This window comes from Psychrobacter sp. DM4, assembly GCF_051307035.1.
GTDB lineage: Bacteria > Pseudomonadota > Gammaproteobacteria > Pseudomonadales > Moraxellaceae > Psychrobacter.
This window is the reverse complement of the sequence record NZ_CP195536.1, coordinates 2368843-2388167: the sequence shown is the minus strand read 5'-3', so window position 1 is coordinate 2388167 and position 19325 is coordinate 2368843. Positions and strand designations below refer to the sequence as shown.

The 19325-nt window shown below is 45.5% G+C and carries 19 protein-coding genes; 8 read left to right on the top strand and 11 right to left on the bottom strand.

Annotation, left to right across the window (positions count from 1 at the left end; all coding sequences use genetic code 11):
* Positions 1–15 precede the first annotated feature (15 nt).
* Positions 16–579 (bottom strand): NUDIX hydrolase, encoded by a 564-nt coding sequence (locus ACR64G_RS10195; RefSeq protein ID WP_435979188.1) that lies wholly within the window; start codon positions 577–579, stop codon positions 16–18.
* Positions 580–823: 244 nt separating this feature from the next.
* Complete coding sequence (locus tag ACR64G_RS10190; protein WP_435979187.1) at positions 824–1177, bottom strand: HPP family protein; 354 nt, start codon at positions 1175–1177, stop codon at positions 824–826.
* A gap of 161 nt (positions 1178–1338) precedes the next feature.
* Here ACR64G_RS10190 and ACR64G_RS10185 point away from each other — a divergent pair, with 161 nt between their 5' ends.
* A complete protein-coding gene (locus tag ACR64G_RS10185; protein WP_435979186.1) occupies positions 1339–2079 on the top strand; it encodes an NUDIX hydrolase in 741 nt (246 codons plus the stop codon).
* 13 nt (positions 2080–2092) lie between these two features.
* Here ACR64G_RS10185 and ACR64G_RS10180 read toward each other — a convergent pair whose 3' ends face one another.
* Positions 2093–3376, bottom strand: a complete 1284-nt coding sequence (locus ACR64G_RS10180) for an oxygenase MpaB family protein (protein ID WP_435979185.1) — start codon at positions 3374–3376, stop codon at positions 2093–2095.
* A gap of 161 nt (positions 3377–3537) precedes the next feature.
* Positions 3538–4737, bottom strand: coding sequence for a Na+/H+ antiporter NhaA (gene nhaA / locus ACR64G_RS10175; protein WP_435979184.1), 1200 nt, complete (start codon positions 4735–4737; stop codon positions 3538–3540).
* A gap of 346 nt (positions 4738–5083) precedes the next feature.
* Between nhaA and ACR64G_RS10170 the strand changes: the two genes are divergently transcribed.
* Positions 5084–5839, top strand: a complete 756-nt coding sequence (locus ACR64G_RS10170; RefSeq protein ID WP_435979183.1) for a TSUP family transporter — start codon at positions 5084–5086, stop codon at positions 5837–5839.
* A gap of 94 nt (positions 5840–5933) precedes the next feature.
* On the opposite strand, the gene ACR64G_RS10165 is transcribed toward ACR64G_RS10170, so the two are convergent.
* The 3 genes from ACR64G_RS10165 to radC form a co-directional block, all read right to left on the bottom strand.
* Positions 5934–6584 carry a dicarboxylate/amino acid:cation symporter gene (locus ACR64G_RS10165; protein WP_435979182.1) on the bottom strand — a complete coding sequence of 217 codons (651 nt, stop codon included), beginning with the start codon at positions 6582–6584 and terminating at the stop codon, positions 5934–5936.
* 41 nt (positions 6585–6625) lie between these two features.
* Positions 6626–9607 (bottom strand): acyl-CoA dehydrogenase, encoded by a 2982-nt coding sequence (locus ACR64G_RS10160; RefSeq protein ID WP_435979181.1) that lies wholly within the window; start codon positions 9605–9607, stop codon positions 6626–6628.
* Between the two features lie 273 nt (positions 9608–9880).
* On the bottom strand, positions 9881–10564 hold the full coding sequence (radC, locus tag ACR64G_RS10155; protein WP_435979180.1) for a RadC family protein: 684 nt from the start codon (positions 10562–10564) through the stop codon (positions 9881–9883).
* Positions 10565–10694: 130 nt separating this feature from the next.
* Between radC and coaBC the strand changes: the two genes are divergently transcribed.
* The gene (gene coaBC / locus ACR64G_RS10150) at positions 10695–12071 is read left to right on the top strand and encodes a bifunctional phosphopantothenoylcysteine decarboxylase/phosphopantothenate--cysteine ligase CoaBC (protein ID WP_435979179.1); all 1377 of its coding nucleotides are present in this window, start codon (positions 10695–10697) and stop codon (positions 12069–12071) included.
* Positions 12072–12197: 126 nt separating this feature from the next.
* Here the strand turns inward: coaBC and ACR64G_RS10145 are convergent, their stop codons facing one another.
* From ACR64G_RS10145 to ACR64G_RS10130, 4 genes are all read right to left on the bottom strand, one after another.
* A complete protein-coding gene (locus tag ACR64G_RS10145; RefSeq protein ID WP_435979178.1) occupies positions 12198–12404 on the bottom strand; it encodes a DUF2905 domain-containing protein in 207 nt (68 codons plus the stop codon).
* Between the two features lie 18 nt (positions 12405–12422).
* Positions 12423–13352 carry a histone deacetylase family protein gene (locus ACR64G_RS10140; protein WP_435979177.1) on the bottom strand — a complete coding sequence of 310 codons (930 nt, stop codon included), beginning with the start codon at positions 13350–13352 and terminating at the stop codon, positions 12423–12425.
* 96 nt (positions 13353–13448) lie between these two features.
* Positions 13449–14165, bottom strand: coding sequence for a YbjN domain-containing protein (locus ACR64G_RS10135; RefSeq protein ID WP_435979176.1), 717 nt, complete (start codon positions 14163–14165; stop codon positions 13449–13451).
* Positions 14166–14294: 129 nt separating this feature from the next.
* Positions 14295–15353, bottom strand: coding sequence for a hypothetical protein (locus ACR64G_RS10130; protein WP_435979175.1), 1059 nt, complete (start codon positions 15351–15353; stop codon positions 14295–14297).
* A 241-nt stretch (positions 15354–15594) separates the two neighbouring features.
* Between ACR64G_RS10130 and ccmA the strand changes: the two genes are divergently transcribed.
* The 5 genes from ccmA (at position 15595) to ccmE (ending at position 19290) form a co-directional block, all read left to right on the top strand.
* On the top strand, positions 15595–16209 hold the full coding sequence (gene ccmA, locus ACR64G_RS10125; RefSeq protein ID WP_435979174.1) for a heme ABC exporter ATP-binding protein CcmA: 615 nt from the start codon (positions 15595–15597) through the stop codon (positions 16207–16209).
* 21 nt (positions 16210–16230) lie between these two features.
* Positions 16231–16998: a heme exporter protein CcmB gene (locus ACR64G_RS10120; RefSeq protein ID WP_435979173.1), complete on the top strand. Its 768-nt coding sequence runs from the start codon at positions 16231–16233 to the stop codon at positions 16996–16998.
* A gap of 194 nt (positions 16999–17192) precedes the next feature.
* Positions 17193–17981 (top strand): heme ABC transporter permease, encoded by a 789-nt coding sequence (locus ACR64G_RS10115; RefSeq protein ID WP_435979172.1) that lies wholly within the window; start codon positions 17193–17195, stop codon positions 17979–17981.
* Between the two features lie 16 nt (positions 17982–17997).
* Positions 17998–18240: a heme exporter protein CcmD gene (gene ccmD / locus ACR64G_RS10110; RefSeq protein ID WP_435979171.1), complete on the top strand. Its 243-nt coding sequence runs from the start codon at positions 17998–18000 to the stop codon at positions 18238–18240.
* A gap of 549 nt (positions 18241–18789) precedes the next feature.
* Positions 18790–19290: a cytochrome c maturation protein CcmE gene (ccmE, locus tag ACR64G_RS10105; protein WP_435979170.1), complete on the top strand. Its 501-nt coding sequence runs from the start codon at positions 18790–18792 to the stop codon at positions 19288–19290.
* Positions 19291–19325: the final 35 nt, after the last annotated feature.

Genomic DNA, 19325 nt, shown 5'->3' with positions numbered 1-19325 from the left:
GAGTAACGAGGAGGATTAATAACGTTTGATACTCTTATCTTTACCGACGTACTCCTGATGAATAGGAAATTGTTTGACGTTATCGAACTGCTTGCGATCGGCAAAATAGTGGGTCAAAGTGCGGCGTACCGCCTCAAAAGCAATATTGTCCCAAGGAATATCTTCTTCACTAAATAACGCTGAATCAAGGCTTTCTGAGCCAATACCATAAGCACCGTCTTTTAGATCCGCCAGATAAATCACATATATCTGCCCAATGTCAGGGATGTCATACAGGCAGTACAATTGGGGGTTGATAACGACTGCTTCTGCCTCCTCGAAGCTTTCACGTGCCGCGCCGTCAGCGATGGTTTCACCATTCTCCATAAACCCTGCTGGTATTGTCCACAGACCGTATTGCGGTTCAATCGCTCGGCGACACAGTAACACTCTGCCTTCATGAATAACCAGCGAGCCGCAGATAACTTTTGGGTTTTCGTAATGAATGTAGTGACAATTAGGGCATACCAAGCGCGGCATGTTATCCGTGGTAGGTATTTTGCGCTCAGCTTCGTGGCCGCATTGAAGACAAAATTGCATGTTTACAGCCTTTTAATTGAAATAAAAGAGGAGATATCTTTGGTCTATATTTCATAAATACAGAGACGTCAATGAGTATGGTTTCTAGCATTAAGATAGCACAAATTTGTATTCAACTGAGTGACGATAACAGGAACACATCATTTATTATCTGTGCTCAAATGGTTATCCATAGCGCCAGCTTAATCAAGGCTCGATACTATTTATAGGACGCTTACTTACTTAAAGAGTGAGTTATAAGCAGTCACATAAAGAGCATGCAGCAAGTATCAAAGTCAGCTAGTCTATATTGAAGGAGCATCATTTCAATACCGAATAAAGACATAAATGCTAAGCCTGTAAAGGTAATGGTGACATGACCGCCAACGATGTTCTTAGGCTGAGCCAAAGGGCTCTTTGGGTAACAAAAGATGAGTAAGCAGCTGGCACCAAAAGATCCCAAAATCATAGCAACGTTTTGCCAATTGCCTATTAGCGCGAGTGCTGCGGTAGCAAGCGTACCTCCAAGCCATGCGAGAACTATAATAAATAATGGTAATCTTTGAGGGCAGTCATCGTGTTTGCTTTGCATTTTACTCAATGAGAAAACCTTGTTCACACAGGTATCCTAAATCATATAACAATAACTCTCTAAATGTCAGAGCGGAGCTACTCTACTACGCGTGGACATTCTATACCTCACTGTTAGATGCTCTTAATTCTTGTCAATAATAGCGTTACAACATTTAATATTTATCTTTAACCTATAGGGCTATTAAAATGACCGTACCGCAGCCGCTTATCCTCCCTGATGACTTGTCAGTGGCATTGCCCGCTTATATTCATCAGCCAGTGCTCAGGCAACTGGCTGAGCGTATGCAATACGAGATGCTAGCGCAGACTTTGCACGGTGATGCTGAGCACTATTCTCAAAGCGCACGTATTTTAGAGCGTCTATACCAGACGCCCATTGCTGATGCCTCGGTATTGGTCGCGATTACTAATGAGGCACGCCCTAAGCTATTGTTGACACGGCGCGCAGCGCACATGAATAGTCATGCAGGAGAGGTGTCTTGCGCAGGCGGTAAGCACGAGCGTTATGATGGAAACAATGTGATAACGGCGCTGCGTGAAGCGTGTGAAGAGACGGCGCTACCCCCGAACAAAGTGCAGTTGCTGGGTCAACTACCTATCCAAACCTCAAAGAGCGGCATGAGCGTGCGGCCTATCGTCGCTCTGATTGAGCCTAACCTGCAACTAGTGCCTGAGATTGGAGAAATTGCGCGTATCTTTTGGGCAGACTTTGAGCGCTTGATTACTCAGCCTACTGTTGAGTATGCAATCGAGTATACGATGCTCGAGCAGACCGCTACCATCGTGACGCCTAGCTGGGAGATTGAAGGTGAAACCGTTTGGGGTTTGACAGGAAAGGTATTGGCAAGTTTACTTGAGACAGGTTTTGATAGACAGCTTGATTGGTATTACCGTATGCAAGATTCAGGGACAGATATCGATCGTTAAACCCCTTAGCTAATTACTTATAATAATTGTCGTTCTTTTTGAGCCACCAGTTCATATTATCCTGACGTTTGGCACGAAACGCTTCAAGCTTACGCGCAGCAGTACTATTGTGCTGGCGTGCGGTATCTAATGCAAATAAAATAGGCACAGAAGACAGCACTCCAAAGCGAATTTTTGATTTGGGTAAATCCAAGCCATCACCGATATCGTCACCGACTAAAGTACGCGTGACACTAGCATTAACCATCTCCACAAAGCGCCCACGGCGATTATCCTCACCCATAAGCTGACGTGGCAAGTCGTGCAATGCTTTTGCTAAAGGCTGTCCCATTTTAAAATCAAGCTGCTGAATAGACAGATAAGTATAGAGCCACTCCCAGCAAGCCGCCTCATCTTTTGGCAGACGCTCCAAATCTACACCCATCCAATAACTGGCAAGATTCCATAGGTGCAAGATACCCTCGGCCTCCTCGGTACTCATACGTGCACCTAGCAATCGCAGACCACGCATAATCAGTAGAGAAAATTGCAAATGCGTGGCAATCATATCGGTCTGATTGATCGGAATACCCCAATAGTCGCTATTCCAACTACCGTCCGAATTATGATGCTGATCTCTGTATGCGATGACATCATCTGAGAGCTTAAGCTTCCCCTTGAGCAAACTTTGACGTACCAAAGTATGTACTTGGCGTACCTTGATCGACTGTCGCCAGCCCTCTGAGCCAACAGCGAGTACGCGGTCGACATCGCTTGATAGCTGCGGATGTTCTGAAACAGCAAGTATATAAGCATAAGTACGCATCAAGCGCGGTAGCGCATCATGCATCAGCGCGCCAGTCTGTAAGAGCGGTAACGAGAGAGCAGGGATGCTATAGCCCGCCATTAGTGCCACGTTGCGCAGTAGCCAAATGAGCATCAGAGGATAACGCCGATAAGCGATAGCGCCAACCTCAGCAAGCTTCGGATCGAACCACGAAGGCTGCGCGCTAAACTGCCCGGTCAAAGCGATAAAGGATTGATGATTGGACGTATCCGTATCGAGTACAAAATCGTCTATGATAGACTGCTCTAGTGGTTTAGCGAAACGTATGTCATCAGTTGCTAAGCTATCAGCAATAGGATCGCCAATATCGTAACCTGCGACGATCTCATCAAGTAGAGTTTGCGAGATAACGAAGTCTTTGGGCAACAAATAGCGTCTGATGCGGCGCAATACTTGCAAATCACTATGATCATCGATAGACGTCGTCCGTCCATGACGCTGATAGTTTGAGTCAGAAGAACGAGACCTCATAGAAGGCTCATAAGAGGACTTATTGTGGTCTTGAGAAGTCGTATTTAAAGTCATAATAGTAATGTACCATTATGCATAAATTTAAACGTAACCATATGTCATAAATTGGTAGCGTACGATGAGTCTTGTGTTGGCCTTTAGACTCATCATACGTGGGCAAATTAGTGACGGGTGAGATCGACTGAGGTGTTACTGATCTCTTCTTTTAGCGTATGCTTGAGCATAAGGTAGCCTGCAATACCTGAGACAATCGAGCCCATGATGATACCTAAGCGCTCATCGAACATTGGCGTACCGCCGCCAAATGCCAGACCACCGATAAATAAACTCATGGTAAAACCGACACCGCACAGTAATGCAGCGCCATATATTTGCTTGAAATTCATCGCCTTTGGCATCGTTGATAGACCGAGCTTAAAGATGAGCCAGCACATCGCCATAACGCCTATTTGCTTACCGATGAATAAGCCTGCTGCGATACCTAGCGGAACCGAATGAAAAAGCTCATTGAAACCTGCGCCCTTGAGAGAGATACCTGAGTTGGCAAAAGCGAATAGAGGCAAAATAGCAAAGGCGACAGTATTATGCAGATCATGCTCAAGCTCCTCTAGTGGCGAGTGCTCAGGATCGGTACGATCGAACATGGGGATAAATAGTGCTAAAACGACCCCTGCCAAAGTCGCATGAACGCCTGATTTGAGTACCGCAATCCACATGATAATACCGAAGAAGATGTAAGGTGTGATATTCGTCACGTTACGGCGATTGAGGATATACAAAAATGGCAAACAGGCACCAGCAACAGCCAAAGAGAACAAAGATAAATCGCTAGTATAAAATAGCGCAATAATTAAAATGGCACCAATATCATCAAAAATGGCAATAGATACCAAAAATATCTTCAACGAATTGGGCACGCGATTACCCAGCAAGCTTAGTATACCTAAGGCAAAAGCTATGTCAGTGGCAGCAGGAATCGCCCAGCCTTTTAGGTATTCAGGCTCATGGTAATTAAAAAGTATATACACAATGGCAGGCGCGACCATACCACCGACTGCGGCGCCTGCAGGCAAGATGATTTGTTTGAGGTTAGATAACTCACCAACGAGCACCTCGCGCTTGAGCTCAAGTCCTACCAAAAAAAAGAATACCGCCATCAGACCATCATTGATCCAGTGACGGGCGTCCTTTGCAATCTCAAAATCACCGAACTGAATAGCAACGGGCGCATGAATAAAACCGTTGTACCATTCGCTCAGTGGGGTATTGGCAATAATCATTGCAGCAACGGCAGCTAAGGCTAAGATAATGCCGCCTGCCGCCTCAAATTCAAAAAATGCCTTGATCCGTCGTATTGCCATAAAATCCTCATCCACAAAATATACACTAAACTTAAATGGCGACCTTTATACCATCTTATCCAACTATATTTATCAAACCATTCGTATCAAAAATGATATCGAGCAGTTTATAGCAGTTGCTCATTCGAGCTTTAATATCTTTATTGGTGTTTTCTTTTATAATAGTGTGCTGTTTTTTACTATCTCAAATCTTCAAAGTCTTTATCATAGAATATAAAACAGTGACATGATAGTGTACGCTAACTATTGAATGCCAGTCATAACAAATTTAACAGACTTTGTTCAATTTCACCATTTCTAAAGCGTTACTAGCTGCGCCTCTAATGGCATGATTAAGGCAAGTTGTATGGATATATCGCTATCTTTGGATGTGATTTTGATGCTAACGGCAGTCGCTGCATTGGCAGGATTTATCGATGCTATCGCGGGCGGCGGTGGCCTGCTGACCATACCTGCGATGCTACTTGCCAATATACCGCCCATATTGACGCTAGGCACCAATAAGTTGCAAGCGGCTTCAGGGGCGCTCGCCGCGTCTATTACTATGATAAAAAAGGGCGTTGTAAAACCCGCTCGTATCAAAGCGGCGATTTTTGCTGCGTTTATCGGCTCGGTTATAGGGACGATTGCGGTACAGTTGTCGCCGCCAGATTTGCTTGAAACCCTTATTCCTTTTTTGATTGCTGCTATTGGTATCTATACCTTGTTTGCGCCAAACCTAGGTGAGGTAGAAGCGACGCCGCGTATCTCAGAAGGTAAATGGCAAAAGGTAGTTGCGCCGCTAATTGGGTTCTATGATGGTTATATTGGACCTGGTACAGGCATGTTTTTTGCACTAGGTAATGTCGCGCTGCGTGGCCGGCAAATCATCGAGGCAACGGGCGCGGCAAAGGTACTAAATTTATCAACCAATATAGGGTCGCTTATATTTTTTATATTGGGCGGCAATGTGCTATGGAAAGTAGGGCTGGCAATGATGGTCGGACAGATTATCGGTGCCTACTTTGGCTCGCACATGGTGGTGAAAGGCGGTAGCAAGCTCATTCGTCCAGTAATCGTCTTGGTCTGTTTGGCGATGGTGACCAAGTATGTCTTTGGCTAATCTCCACTATGCTTTATCTTATTAAAAGATTAAACCTAAAAAACCTCAATCAGTATGATTGAGGTTTTTTATTTCGGTAAATCAACAGGACTGATTAGCGTCGTCGATCGATATCATCGTAATCGCTACCCATCATGCCATCGCTAAACACTTTAGAGAACTCGCGCTCGTTCTCTTCATCGATATGACCATCAAAGACATCTTTGGCGCCAGCATGAGGGTCATTATAAATAGCAACATTCATCTTGTTTTCAGACTTAGCGACGATACTAGTCACCGCCGCATCACCGCCGACGTTCACCGCCGTACGTAACATATCTAAAATACGATCAACACCCAAGATTAGACCGATACCTTCGATAGGTAGGCCAACTTGTGAGAACACCATAGAGAGCATGATGAGTCCTACGCCGGGTACACCAGCAGTACCGATAGAGGCAAGTACTGACATCAAAATAACGGTCAAATATTCAGTCACACCTAGATCAATGCCATAGACGTTAGCGATAAAAATAGTCGCCGTCCCCTGCATGATAGCCGTACCATCCATGTTGATCGTGGCACCAAAGGGTACAGTGAACGACGCCACCGAATTATCAACACCCATGCGCTTGGTTACCGTACGCAAGGTGATCGGAATCGTTGCATTTGAGCTTGAAGTACTAAAAGCAAAGATCTGTACTTCACGCATTTTTGACAAAAAGGTCTTGATAGATAACCCTGAGAATAGCTTGGGCACGATCATCTCTTGCTCAATTAAGCCCTGACGTTTTAATCATTGCCGCTTTAAGCATTGTCGCTTTCATCACGGCGTAGCCCATCTTTCCAAGCGTCAGAATCTGTTGCTTGCTTGTCTATAGCATTGTGGTTATCAGTAGCATTACGAGTATCAGTAGCATCGGTATCGTTGCGACTATGATTGCTATTCATACGAGCACTTAATATAGATTCAGCGTCACGATGACGATGAGTCAGGGCTTCTTTATTAGGACTTACGTCGCTAAAATTCGTCTGCGCTTGACTTTCCTCTATTGAATCCTTCTCACGGGCCATCTCTACATCGCCGTCACTCTCGTAACCGTGGTTGGGGTTGGCATCGCCCGTTGGTTCATTAGTGTGTGTTGAAGATTCAGTGCTATCACTACGGTCTGTAGCCGTAGGATCAGTCGCTAACTCCTGAGTCTCAGCTGCAGTTGCCAGATGCTCGGAGTGCTCTTTAGTACTGTCATCGACGCTGTGAGCAGCTTGTGCCTCACTCTTGAGCTGCGCATAATCTGTCAGCTGATGAACCGCATTTTCAAGCGTATGCGGATTGTAGCGCTCTTGCGCTTCTAAAAGATGCTCATCGAATACATCCGTCAATAACGAATCAAAACGTAGACCATTATAATTGATTAATTGCTCAGCCTCATCTTCGGTAATCTCTCCACTTTGGCTGGCCTGAACCACATGATCCTCAAAGGTTAAGCCCTCAAAGCTGCCTTTGTGCTCCGCCTTTTTAAACTTTTGCCATAGTGGTTCTATGGATAATAGCGTCTGATAGGCGTTCTCCATGCGACCGTTAACATCGTCAGATTCGGTATTGTAATACACCATCGTTTTTAGGTAATCTCGGAATGGATTGGCTTCAAAATCATCCATAAAGGTATCGCCAAGCTTGGCTTTGAGCTCGTCACTTGGTGGCGTAAAGATGCGTCCACTAGGAAAGGTGACAAAGCCGACAAGTGCTGCTGCCATGCGATTAGGGAAGTTCTCAAAGAAGGATTCAAAGGCTTCTTGAATGGTGTATAAGCTGTTTTGCAACGCCACTTCAGCGTGCAAACGCTCAGCTTCAGACTTACTACCATGCTCATAAAATTGCAAAATAGCTGTTGCAATAAATAGATGAGCATGAATATCTGCTAAGCGCCCTGAGAGCATCTCTTTACGCTTTAGATCCCCTGCTAGTAGACCAAGTGCCATATCAGCAGTTAAAGCAAAACTAGCACTTAAGCGGTTGATATGCTTGTAATAGGGACGAGTAAATTTGTCAGCGAAGCTTGGCGCTTTGCTGCTACCACCGATATAACCTGCGACAAACGCTCTAGCGCCGCGATTAAAGGTATAGCCTAAATGCTTGAAGAATAAACCGTCAAATTCTTTGAGCGCGCTTTGCTTATCTTCGCTTTGTAAAAGTTGTAACTCGTCGAAGAGATATGGGTGACAGCGCATCGCCCCTTGACCAAATATCATGAGGGATCGGGTTAGAATATTGGCACCCTCAACCGTAATAGAAACAGGAATGGCCTGATAAGGAATGGCTAAGAAGTTACGTGGACCCATTTGAATAGCGCGGCCACCGACTACGTCCATACCGTCATTGACGACGCTGCGCATGGTTTCGGTCGCATAGTATTTGGCCATAGCAGTCATAACCGAAGGCGTACCGCCTTGATTCAGACCACAAGTCACTAGATGACGAAAGGCCTCTAACATATAAGTTTGGCTGGCAATACGGCTGGTAGCGTCTTGTACCCCTTCAAACTTACCCACTGAGATTTTAAACTGCTCACGCACTTTTGCAAATGCGCCAACAGACAAATAGCTCATCTCGCTCGCTGATGTGGATAGTGCAGGCAGTGAGATACCACGTCCAACCCCCAGGCATTCCATGAGCATACGCCAGCCACGACCTGCGTTCTCGACGCCACCGATGATGTATTCCAAAGGAATAAATACGTCTTTGCCATCGACCGTACCATTCATGAAGGGCGAGCCACCAGGATAATGGCGTGGTCCTATGACGACGCCTTCATGATCGGCAGGCACGAGCGCACAAGTAATACCATAGTCAGTCTTGTCAGGATCGCCAAGTAGTGCTTCTGGATCGTGCATTTTAAACGCCAGACCGACAACCGTTGCAATAGGAGCCAAGGTAATCCAGCGTTTGGAGAAGTTCATACGTAGGCCGAGTACCTGCTTGCCATCATGAGTACCGTAGCAGACTACCCCTGTGTCAGGAATGGCGCCTGCATCAGAGCCTGCCTCAGGACCTGTGAGTCCAAAGCAAGGAATCTCCTGGCCTTTGGCAAGACCGGGTAACCAGCGCTGTTTTTGTGCGTCGGTACCGTAATGCATGAGTAGCTCACCAGGACCCAAGGAGTTTGGCACCATGCAGCTGACCGCAGCAGTAGGGGAGCGCGAGGCAATTTTACTCATGACGCGGCTTTGAGCGTAGGACGTAAAATCTAATCCGCCGTATTCTTCAGGAATAATAAGTCCCAAAAAGCCGTTATCTTTGATGAATTGCCACGCTTGCGGTGGCAAGTCTTTGTACTCTGTCGTGATTTGCCACTCATCGAGCATCGAGCACAAAGTCTCAACTTCGTTATCAATAAAGCTCTGTTCTCTATCAGACAACTTGGGATAAGGATATTGTGCAAAGCTCTCCCAGTTCGGCGCGCCCATAAACAGCTCTTTTTCCCACCAACTAGTACCTGCATCGAGCGCTTCACGTTCAGTGTCACTCATACTTGGCATCGCACCTGCTAGCGTCTTGTAGACAGGCTTGGTAATCAAGGCTTGGCGAAGAGGCGCGATCAAAAGTACGAGACACAAAAGTGCCAAAGGCGCACCCAGTATCAATGACCAAGGACTAATAAAAGCGGTAACGACGACAGTGACGATAGCGACGACGCTGCCAGTCACTCGAGACAAAGATAGTAAGAAGATAGCCAGAATCATGGCTAGCTGAATAAGTACTGCTAGAACGAATAAGCCAATCGCCATGACTGTCTCCTTTTTAATATTAAGTATTAAGCCTAATTGAGAGTATAAGTAGTAAAAACATGCTCATCTACGACATTAGATAAGCGCTAATATCGTCTACAAATGACTTACACAAAGTTGTCTACTACTATGAAAGCGTTCTTAACAACTATCAATAGATAAAGTGCAAGAATATGTAGCGATAAGAATGAATAAGACGCATGCCTTGTCTTACAGACTAGTATAGTAGCTCGCTGATGACTATCTATTAGCATAAAAATATACAAGAAAATCCTAATTAAAGGGTGTCAAGCTGCTCTCAGCGTAAGATAATGTCTCGTTGCGACCAACGATAATATGATCTATTAGAGATAAATCTAATAGATCGCAGGCTTTTTTGAGCTCATGAGTCAATGTATTGTCAGCGCTTGATGGTTTGGCATCCGTATGCGGATGATTGTGAGCGATGATAAGCTGACTTGCTGCATGACTCAGAGCATGACGCAGCACATGCTTGATACAAACTGAGCAAGACGAGATGCCGCCTGTGAACAGTATCTCAAAGTTAAGTAAGTTAAGCGCGTTATCTAAGCACAGTACGGCGAAAACTTCACGATGCTCACCGCGCAGTTGGGTACTGATATAGTCCTTGACCACTTGTGAGCGTCCGAGCGCTTGGCCTGTCTTGAGCTTACTGTCCAGATAACGGGTGCCCATTTCGAGGGAGGCTAATATCTGCGCGTATTTGGCAGGTCCGATACCGTGGCAGGCGAGTACCCTATCTTTGGGCGCGGCCAGTAGCTCAGCTAAACTGCCAAAATGATCAATCAAATGGCGTGCCAGCTCGATAGCAGACTGCGACTGCGTACCCGTACGCAAAAATATGGCTAAAACTTCAGCGTCTGATAGATGTGCGGCGCCAAATTTTAATAGTTTTTCACGCGGTCTATCATCTTCATGCCAGTCTTTAATCGCCATTATGTTTCCTTGTAAGTTCTTCTTCTGAATGAAGGCCTACGACTCTTAATACGCAAAACCTTATCTAATTTATCGCATAATTGTTACTATATGTGCAATTTTAATCCTTTATCTAATTGATGACCTGCTTATGTCAAATATCGTACTCGCAATTACTGGCGGTATCGCTGCTTATAAATCTGCCTTTTTTGCCCGTTTATTAATCAAAGCTGGGTTTGATGTGCGCGTCATTATGACAACGGGCGCGCAAGCCTTTATCACGCCGTTGACCTTGCAAGCTTTGACAGGTAACGAGGTACATACCTCATTGCTCGATGAAAAAGCTGAGGCGGGCATGGGTCATATTGAACTGGCCAGATGGGCGGATCTCGTCGTCATCGCTCCAGCGTCTGCCAATACGCTAGCTCGTCTGGCGATGGGGATGGCAGATGATCTGCTCACAACGGTATGTCTAGCGACGACCGCGCCTGTCATCATAGCGCCTGCGATGAATCAGCAAATGTGGGCGCATCCTGCGGTCAGTCTCAATATACAGACCCTACGCGATATGAATTATCATATCATCACTCCTGCAAGCGGTGAGCAAGCTTGCGGGGATGTTGGCGCTGGACGTTTGCCTGAGCCTGAGCAATTACTTAATGAGGTGCTGCTGTTTAACGCGCAAAGACATATACCGCAATTGCTCACGGGTAAGCGCGTGGTCATCACCGCAGGACCGACGGTCGAGGCGATAGATCCAGTACGGTATTTATCCAATCATTCATCAGGTAAGATGGGATTTGCTTTAGCGCAAGCGTGTCAGTACGCTGGCGCTGAGGTCATTCTAATCGCAGGTGGTAAAGTGGCGCTACCGACGCCGCTTGGGGTCACACGTATTGATGTGCTGTCTGCAAAAGATATGCTTATTGCCGCGCAGCAGTGTGTTGAAGGGACGCACAGTGCTATTGTGGCCATAGATAAGACGCCAAATTCAGACCATCAATCCTATGCCGCGCACGCTCATCTTCACGAACACGAACATGAGCATGGCGACTGTGATGATGTACAAACGGATGATAATACGTCCGAAAAACATGATACGCGTGTGGCAGATATTTTTATCGCTACTGCCGCTGTCGCCGACTACCGTACTGAAGAAGCAGCTCCGCAAAAAATCAAAAAAACCCAAGAGGCTATGAGCTTAAGCCTCGTCAAAAACCCTGATATTTTAGCGACTATCTCTCTTGCTCATCCTGAACTATTCGTTGTGGGCTTCGCCGCTGAGACACAAGATGTTGAGCACTACGCGCGCGGCAAGCTGGTCGCAAAAGATTTGGATATCATCGCGTGTAATGATGTCTCACGTTCAGACATTGGCTTTGCTAGCGACGACAATGCCATGCAAGTATTTTTTGCAAAAGACTATGAGCGCGAGGCGATAAGCTTAGACAAGGCCAGTAAAGATGATATTGCTAAGCAGCTAGCTACTATTATCGGTGAGACTATCGGGCAGCGCCGGCATGGCTAGTAGTGCTTTCGCTGCCAGCGTTTTCGCTACAGATTTTCACCTATAGCATTACGATAAACGCGGTAAATAATGACAGCACTTAGACGGTATTGCCAAATTCAATATGTATATCAAGAGTACTTATACTTAACGATTAAATAGGTTCAACAGAATAGTCGCTACTATACTTATGACAATCATAGAGACAATCGGGAAGTACACGCGGGTATTGCCTGAGGTGTGTTTGATATCTCCTGGCATATTACCAATCCAAGAAAATACATTTGGAAATAGCAGCCAAATGATACCGATAACAACAAACGCAATACCTACAACAATCAATATTTTCGCCATAAAATTTATACCTTGTTCTTACGCCTCATTGCATTGAGTAGCTTTATCAAAATAAATCTGCTGTGCTACGCGAAAGGTATTGCAATGCGCCTCGACCACATCCTCAATATCCTCTGAATAACCGCCGCCCATGACGATAGCCACTGGAATACTCGCAGCTTTTGCTTGATGCAAGACATACTCGTCGCGTGCTTTGCAACCCGCTTGAGTCAACCCAAGCTTACCGAGTTTGTCCGTTGCCAATACATCTACCGCTGACTGATAAAAGATCATATCGGGTGCAACATCACGGATTAGACGCGGTAGAGTATCGTGCAACACCTGTAAATATTCCTCGTCACCCGTATCGTTGGCAAATTCGATATCTAGATCAGAGGTCTCTTTACGAAATGGATAGTTCTTGGCACCATGCATACTAAAGACAAAAACGCGCGGCTCATTTATCATGATACTGGCATTACCATTGCCTTGATGCACATCCAAATCAATGATCAAAATCTGTTTTGCCTGTTCACGGCTCAGTAATAAGTTGCTAGCGATACACACATCGTTCAACACACAAAACCCCTCACCATGATCAGCAAAAGCATGGTGGGTGCCGCCTGCGACATTCATCGCTACGCCATACTCTTGAGCGTATAGCGCACACTCATAAGTGGCATGAGCGATATGCCGACCACGATTGACCAGTTCAGGCGTCATCTCAAAACCTATCGGACGCGCCTCTTTGCGCGTCAAGGTTTGAGTCTTCAATTTGTACCAGTACTCTGGCGTATGCGTAGTCAAAATCTCATCTTCACTCAAGCGCTTAGGCGCAAAGAAATTATCAGGGGTAATCGTACCTTCACGCAGCAGGCGCTCAGGAATCATCGTATACTTTTGCATAGGAAAGCGGTGCTTGTCGGGTACCGAATAGCGAAAGATATCTGAGTAGGCAATTTTTAGCATAGGTGTTTTCGGTTTTAAGATAGTTTGGTTTTAAGATAAAAAGTTTGATGAGGGCGAAATAATAAAAGCTAGAGCTGTCAAACACATTTATAAAAGCTATTGTACAAACTGCGTCGGTAAATAAAAGGTACGTGCGTCTGATTGTTGCCGTAATTCTAGGAGCAAAGTTTGGATATCTTCGCTTGGATTCTCAAAGTTGAGCAAGTCATCAAAGATCTCAAAAGACACCGTCGTCATCGCCACTACGCTTTGGAGCAATTGCTCGATAATATCGTCATCTAAGCCGATAGCTTCAACATCGATAGCGTTTTTGTAACGTATCTCGCCGTCACGTACATCCATCTCTAGATTGCCAATAATCATATCGTAATTGATTTGGGTGACCAGTAGCATCGCAGCACTCTGATGACTCTCAGGTATCATAAACGGCAAGATACCGTAAAAAGCCAGTAAAGCGTTCTTTTCTTGTATTCGAAACAGATATCCGCAATCAAGCTGCCCGTTACGCATCCGCAAAGACAAATGATGCGACTGCTGAGAATCATCGGCTCTAGGTCGATAGTAAGTGTAGTGCCAATGCTTGTCTTGCAAAAACTGCTTGATGGTATCGACAATTGGGCTAGCAGGGCGCGGTTTCACTAAAGAGACTTTAGGGTTTGCTTTAGCAATAGAGGGGGTATCTTGCGACGCTCTATCAGCAGTCTGTAGTCGCTCGGCTGTTTGCGAGCGCTCAATCGATGCAGGCTGCGGTGCAGGTGAGGTCAATAACCGTTTGAGTTTTTGCCATAAGCTGAGTTTGTTGTCGTGGCTCATAATTGCGGTAGTGACTGCTTATCGTTAACGATGATTCATAGTAATAAGGGTCTGTTGAACTATCAGCGATGTTCATTTATGACTGTTCAACAGACTCAAGTAAATACAACTATCAAATAAATACTGATTTTAGCTGTCAGATAATAACCCATTTGCCAGACTACTTTTAATAGTATCTTGTGCATAAAAAGCGTGGAGCATCTGCTCAATATGAGTACTGAACCAAGGACTGTCAATAGCATCATGGGCGAGTGGTAACAGGACTTGGCTGGCCTGCGCTACTGCTTGCTCGTCAATATACAAACTGCTGGCCAAACTCGCAATCGTGTCATCTTGATGAGTGGCAAACCATGTCTCGACGCTGGCGGCTATCAAACTATGCAGATAAGGCGATATGCGCAAACGGTTGTAGCTTTGCTGGATGCTTGCCTCGATATGATCGATACTGCTATGGTTTGGCTCATCACTGAGATAAGTCTGTAACTCACTAACAGGCTTGTCTTTGATGCGTGCCCAGCCCGTTGTTAGCATGCGCGTGACTTCTTCATTTGATAGATGCTCTTGCGCATTGCTCTCAGCACGCCGCGTCAAATCTTTGATATTGCGATGTAAGTAGGTTTGCAGTTTCCCATCAAGATTGCTGTTGGTGGCTCTTTCAAATGAGCTGCGTCCCATCTTCATAAGTTTACCCACGCCGCCTGCCTTATCGAGCGTAGTTTCCATAAAGTCGTTGATAGCGTGGTACAAGGTTTGGGTCAATAGATCAGCAAACGCTTCGTTACCAATAAAGCTGTGAATCAGAGCATTGCGCTGCTCATCATGACTGCCAATATAAGTAGCAAGAGTCTCAATTTGGGTGTCATCGACTAGCTCTCGTAGTGGCATAGTATCATTGACAGGATGATAAATGACCGTATGCATAATATCGCGAATGTCTTTACGGACAACCTCACTTATCGGATGAGTGAGGAGCCAATTGTTGATTAGATGCTGAATATCTAGGCTACTAATGTAGCGGCTCATCGGCTGCGCGCCAAGCCAATGCCACGCTTCAAGCGCCAATGGCTCGGCTTGCCCGCGGAGCCACTCTCGCATAAAAGTGACTTGTGCTTGTATTAAGCCGTCTATACCTGCGATATTTGCAGAGTCGTTTGTAATAGAGGTGTCTTCAATAGATGGGGTTTGCATATGTTTTGAGGCCATAGTAGTCAACAATTTGTTATAATGTGGGCAGTGACGCGCAAAATGTATTATGCCATGAACGAACGGGCGAGTTGTGCTGATTATTGTTGTGATACTTGTTTACGGCTTGGTTTATTTGCCAAGCGATATCAATAAAACAACTGAGCTCACACATTATAAACCATAAGAGATTTTGATGACCGCTTCGCCTTTATCTGATTCATCCATAGCTATAAACACAGCAAATATGTCTACATTGACACTTGATAATGTGACGGTTCAACGTGGAGAGTTGCCGCTATGCACCAGCGTCAATCTTGACTTGGCTGCGGGGGATATCTGTCATCTGATAGGGGCTAATGGTACGGGTAAGACGACGCTACTTATGCAACTGGCAGGACTATTACCTGTGCTAACGGGCTTGGTGCATTACCAAGGTCAAGTTGGACTACCCGTGCAGCCGCTCTATGTCTCGCACCAATTAGGTATTCATCCGAGTCTCACTGTGGCACAGAATTTGACATTTTTACTGAATTTGTATGGCGTATCGCCGACATTTACCGAGATTAACGAGGCGCTAGAGTGGGTAGGTCTGCAAGGGTTTGAGGATTTAAGCTCAAGTCATCTATCCGCAGGTCAGACGCGGCGAATTACCTTGGCTCGGCTGTACTTATTAACGCCTGATATCACGCCGCTATGGCTACTTGATGAGCCTTTTACGGCACTAGATGTCGATATGGTCGCGCGTATGGAGCATAGACTACGCAAGTTTACAGCGGCAGGCGGGTCGATACTGATGACCAGCCATCAGTCGGTTGGCGTCGCGGATCAAATGCTTGATTTGTCAGAGTACATGGCTTAAATGCGATAAGTGAAAGGGTGTATGATGTTAGAGAGTCGAGCACAACCAGCAGTTGTAGATCACAATGCAAACAACGCAAACAGAGAAATCAATCGCGTAGCAAATACCTCTACTTTGCGTCAAATCAGCTTTGTGCAATTGTGGCGGCGCGAATGGCACGTCAAGCAGCAAGGCGCGGTACAGTGGCTCTATCCTTTAGTGTTATTCTTAGTCGTTATTACTTTGTTTCCCTTATCGGTCGGCACCGAGCCACAGCTATTGCAGCGTTTAGGCGTACCTGCGGTGTGGATTGCAGCTTTGTTATCTTTAGTTATGGGCGTCGATGGCTTATTTAAGCCCGCGCTTGATAATGGCACCTTGGCGCAACTGGTTGTGGCAAAAGCGTCACTGCCCTTGTGGGTGCTTATCCGTTTGTCGATTCATTGGCTATTTAGTAGTGGTATCGTCGCGGTACTAAGCTTACTTGCCGTGCCTTTGTTTGGCCTAAGCTGGTTTGATGCTGGTATCTTGATGGCATCTATCCTTGCCGGTAGCCCGATGCTACTGATGCTATCTGCTATAGCCAGTAGCTTGACATTATCGCTCAAAAACGGCGCAGTACTTGTGCCACTGATTGCGCTCCCGATGCAGCTGCCCGTATTGATTTTTGCTACTGGCGCAGTCGATTTGTTTGCCAGCGGTCTTAACGGCTTACCTGTATTAGCGCTATTGCTAGCAGGCAGTATCGTCTCAGTACTGGTGACGCCGTGGGTGATTGCTTTGACTCTCAAGATGTCTTGGCTGAACTGATAGCATGACTGATTTACCCCATCAGTAGACTAACAAGATGGCGAGCGTTGGCAACTTTGCTATAATAGGCACATAAAGAAGCGACAGCTCTTTTATACCATTTGCTTTTTGATATTACTTATCAATACACTGCTTTTTATCACTACTTATTATCAAAACCTTTTATCAATATTAGGCGCAATAGGTGCTCTACTATGCCCAATTTAAATAACGTCTCGTCTCCTAGCTTGTGGCAGCGCCTTTGGCAAGGTTTTTTGACCACAGTAGGCACCAAGCAGTTCTTTCGTACCTTTGCGCCTTGGGTGAAGTGGCTGGGCATTTTGGCAACGCTCTTTCTACTTATCGGTAGCGTTTGGGGTCTGGCCTTTGCGCCGCCTGATTACTTGCAAGGCAACAGCTATCGTATTATTTTTATCCATGTACCAGCGGCGAGTATCGCAATCTCCATCTACTTTGCTATGGCGGTACTTGGGGTCATCTACTTGGTTTGGAAAATAAAAACCGCCAATTTAGTCGCGCAAGCGTTAGCACCGATAGGGTTTTTGTTGTGTGTGCTCAGTCTGTTGACAGGATCTATTTGGGCTAAGCCGACGTGGGGTACTTACTGGGTATGGGATGCGCGTCTGACTTCTATGCTGATTTTGGCGTTTTTGTACGCAGGCGTGATGGCACTCTTTGCAGCGTTTGAGCATACGGCTAATCGCGGTAAAGCTGCCGCTATATTATCTGTCGTTGGCGCAGTAAATTTGCCAATTATAAAATACTCGGTTGAGTGGTGGAATACGTTACATCAAGGCGCGACATTTACGTTAACCGAAGCGCCAAAGATGTCCGCTGATATGTGGATGCCGCTACTGCTTATGATTATCGGCAGCTATTTGCTGGTGGCAACGCTTGCTATATACCGTACCAATACGCTAATTTTGCAGCGTGATCAAGGCAAAGCTTGGGTCAAAGAATATCTACGTGGTCAACACAAATAACCTGCGAGAGTAATATATGCAGCCTTATTTTTATAGTTTTTCTGAATTTATTGCTATGGGTAATCATGGTGTTTTTGTCTGGTCTTGCTGGGCAATGACGGTTGGCGCAATGCTGGTATTTATTTGGTACAGCCGCCGCCAGAGACAGGCACTTATCAAGCAGCTGGGTATCCAGCAGGTACGTCAAGCTCAGCGCAGTACTATTAGTAAAAGTGCCGTAAGTGAAAGCGCTACTATTAAAAAGCCTAGGGCGTATTGAACATTCGATCATGTCGCTGACAGAGACTATTTTTTAGACGATTCAAAGATAAAAATAGTAAGACGAGTCTTCTAAGCGTCTATTTTTATCAAAGGAGCGACAAAAAAGAGTCCTGTCCCTAGCTATTTATAAAGAGGGGCTGATGCTAAAATTGCCCTCAGCTCTATATAAGCAGTGTGTTGCAAGTCTAGCTAAGGTATCAACATTATCTTCGACTTGCGTCTTGTCTAGAACAATTTTAGCGATCAGCAGTGTTCATTTATGAATTATCAAACACGCCCTAACATCTCATAGCTGTATGTTTAGTAATACACAGTCTTTTGAGCAAAAGTCCTCTAGTCCTATTCTAGTTTGTTGACCCAATCTATCTTATTGTTTCGATATCGTACTTATGAGTGCTATAGACTAGCAATAGACTCATTGATTAATAGTAAGAGTGCTACCATAAAGATAAAATGAAAGCGGAGTTGTGGCTGGTATCTATATTTTTTACGCTATCAATTTTGTATATCAATTTGTTCAAAAGTTATTCGTCAATGAGGTAGTGCTATGAACGCTGTGCGACGCAAAAAATTAATGTGGGTTATGTTTACGCTTGCAGGTGCTGCGATTGCGGTAGTACTAGTCCTTTATGCCATTGGGCAACAGACGGACTACTACTTTGATGCTACGGCTATATCTCAGGGCGAGGCGCCACAAGACAAGCGTATTCGGGCAGGCGGCATGGTTGTTGCCGGTAGCGTACAGCGCGCACCTGACGACCCCTTGAGTGTACAGTTCGCCATTACTGATTTTGCGGCGACTGTCCCTGTGACTTATCAAGGTATCTTGCCAGATTTATTCGCCGAAAATTCAGGCGTTGTTGCTACGGGAAAAATGCAGGGCGAGACTTTTGTCGCAGGGGAAGTATTGGCCAAGCACGATGAAAACTATATGCCACCAGAGGTTGCCAAATCGATGAAAGAGAACAATCGTACTAGAGTAATGCCTCTCTCTGAGCAATACAATCCGGCTCAGCCTATACACGAAACGCAAACGCTACAACAGTAAAATTATCTGTTCAAGATAGTAGTTAGACCCAAAAA

What these genes read in the sequence shown, in the direction of transcription:
- ACR64G_RS10160 (WP_435979181.1), bottom strand. Translation starts at nt 9,607, where the DNA reads ATGGCGATTGGCTTATTCGTTCTAGCAGTACTTATTCAGCTAGCCATG.
- ccmD (WP_435979171.1), top strand. Translation starts at nt 17,998, where the DNA reads ATGCAGCCTTATTTTTATAGTTTTTCTGAATTTATTGCTATGGGTAAT.
- ACR64G_RS10120 (WP_435979173.1), top strand. Translation starts at nt 16,231, where the DNA reads ATGATGTTAGAGAGTCGAGCACAACCAGCAGTTGTAGATCACAATGCA.
- radC (WP_435979180.1), bottom strand. Translation starts at nt 10,564, where the DNA reads ATGGCGATTAAAGACTGGCATGAAGATGATAGACCGCGTGAAAAACTA.
- ACR64G_RS10170 (WP_435979183.1), top strand. Translation starts at nt 5,084, where the DNA reads ATGGATATATCGCTATCTTTGGATGTGATTTTGATGCTAACGGCAGTC.
- ACR64G_RS10135 (WP_435979176.1), bottom strand. Translation starts at nt 14,165, where the DNA reads ATGAGCCACGACAACAAACTCAGCTTATGGCAAAAACTCAAACGGTTA.
- nhaA (WP_435979184.1), bottom strand. Translation starts at nt 4,737, where the DNA reads ATGGCAATACGACGGATCAAGGCATTTTTTGAATTTGAGGCGGCAGGC.
- ACR64G_RS10165 (WP_435979182.1), bottom strand. Translation starts at nt 6,584, where the DNA reads ATGATCGTGCCCAAGCTATTCTCAGGGTTATCTATCAAGACCTTTTTG.
- ACR64G_RS10130 (WP_435979175.1), bottom strand. Translation starts at nt 15,353, where the DNA reads ATGCAAACCCCATCTATTGAAGACACCTCTATTACAAACGACTCTGCA.
- ccmA (WP_435979174.1), top strand. Translation starts at nt 15,595, where the DNA reads ATGTCTACATTGACACTTGATAATGTGACGGTTCAACGTGGAGAGTTG.
- ACR64G_RS10195 (WP_435979188.1), bottom strand. Translation starts at nt 579, where the DNA reads ATGCAATTTTGTCTTCAATGCGGCCACGAAGCTGAGCGCAAAATACCT.
- ACR64G_RS10185 (WP_435979186.1), top strand. Translation starts at nt 1,339, where the DNA reads ATGACCGTACCGCAGCCGCTTATCCTCCCTGATGACTTGTCAGTGGCA.
- ACR64G_RS10140 (WP_435979177.1), bottom strand. Translation starts at nt 13,352, where the DNA reads ATGCTAAAAATTGCCTACTCAGATATCTTTCGCTATTCGGTACCCGAC.
- ACR64G_RS10145 (WP_435979178.1), bottom strand. Translation starts at nt 12,404, where the DNA reads ATGGCGAAAATATTGATTGTTGTAGGTATTGCGTTTGTTGTTATCGGT.
- ccmE (WP_435979170.1), top strand. Translation starts at nt 18,790, where the DNA reads ATGAACGCTGTGCGACGCAAAAAATTAATGTGGGTTATGTTTACGCTT.
- coaBC (WP_435979179.1), top strand. Translation starts at nt 10,695, where the DNA reads ATGTCAAATATCGTACTCGCAATTACTGGCGGTATCGCTGCTTATAAA.
- ACR64G_RS10180 (WP_435979185.1), bottom strand. Translation starts at nt 3,376, where the DNA reads ATGAGGTCTCGTTCTTCTGACTCAAACTATCAGCGTCATGGACGGACG.
- ACR64G_RS10115 (WP_435979172.1), top strand. Translation starts at nt 17,193, where the DNA reads ATGCCCAATTTAAATAACGTCTCGTCTCCTAGCTTGTGGCAGCGCCTT.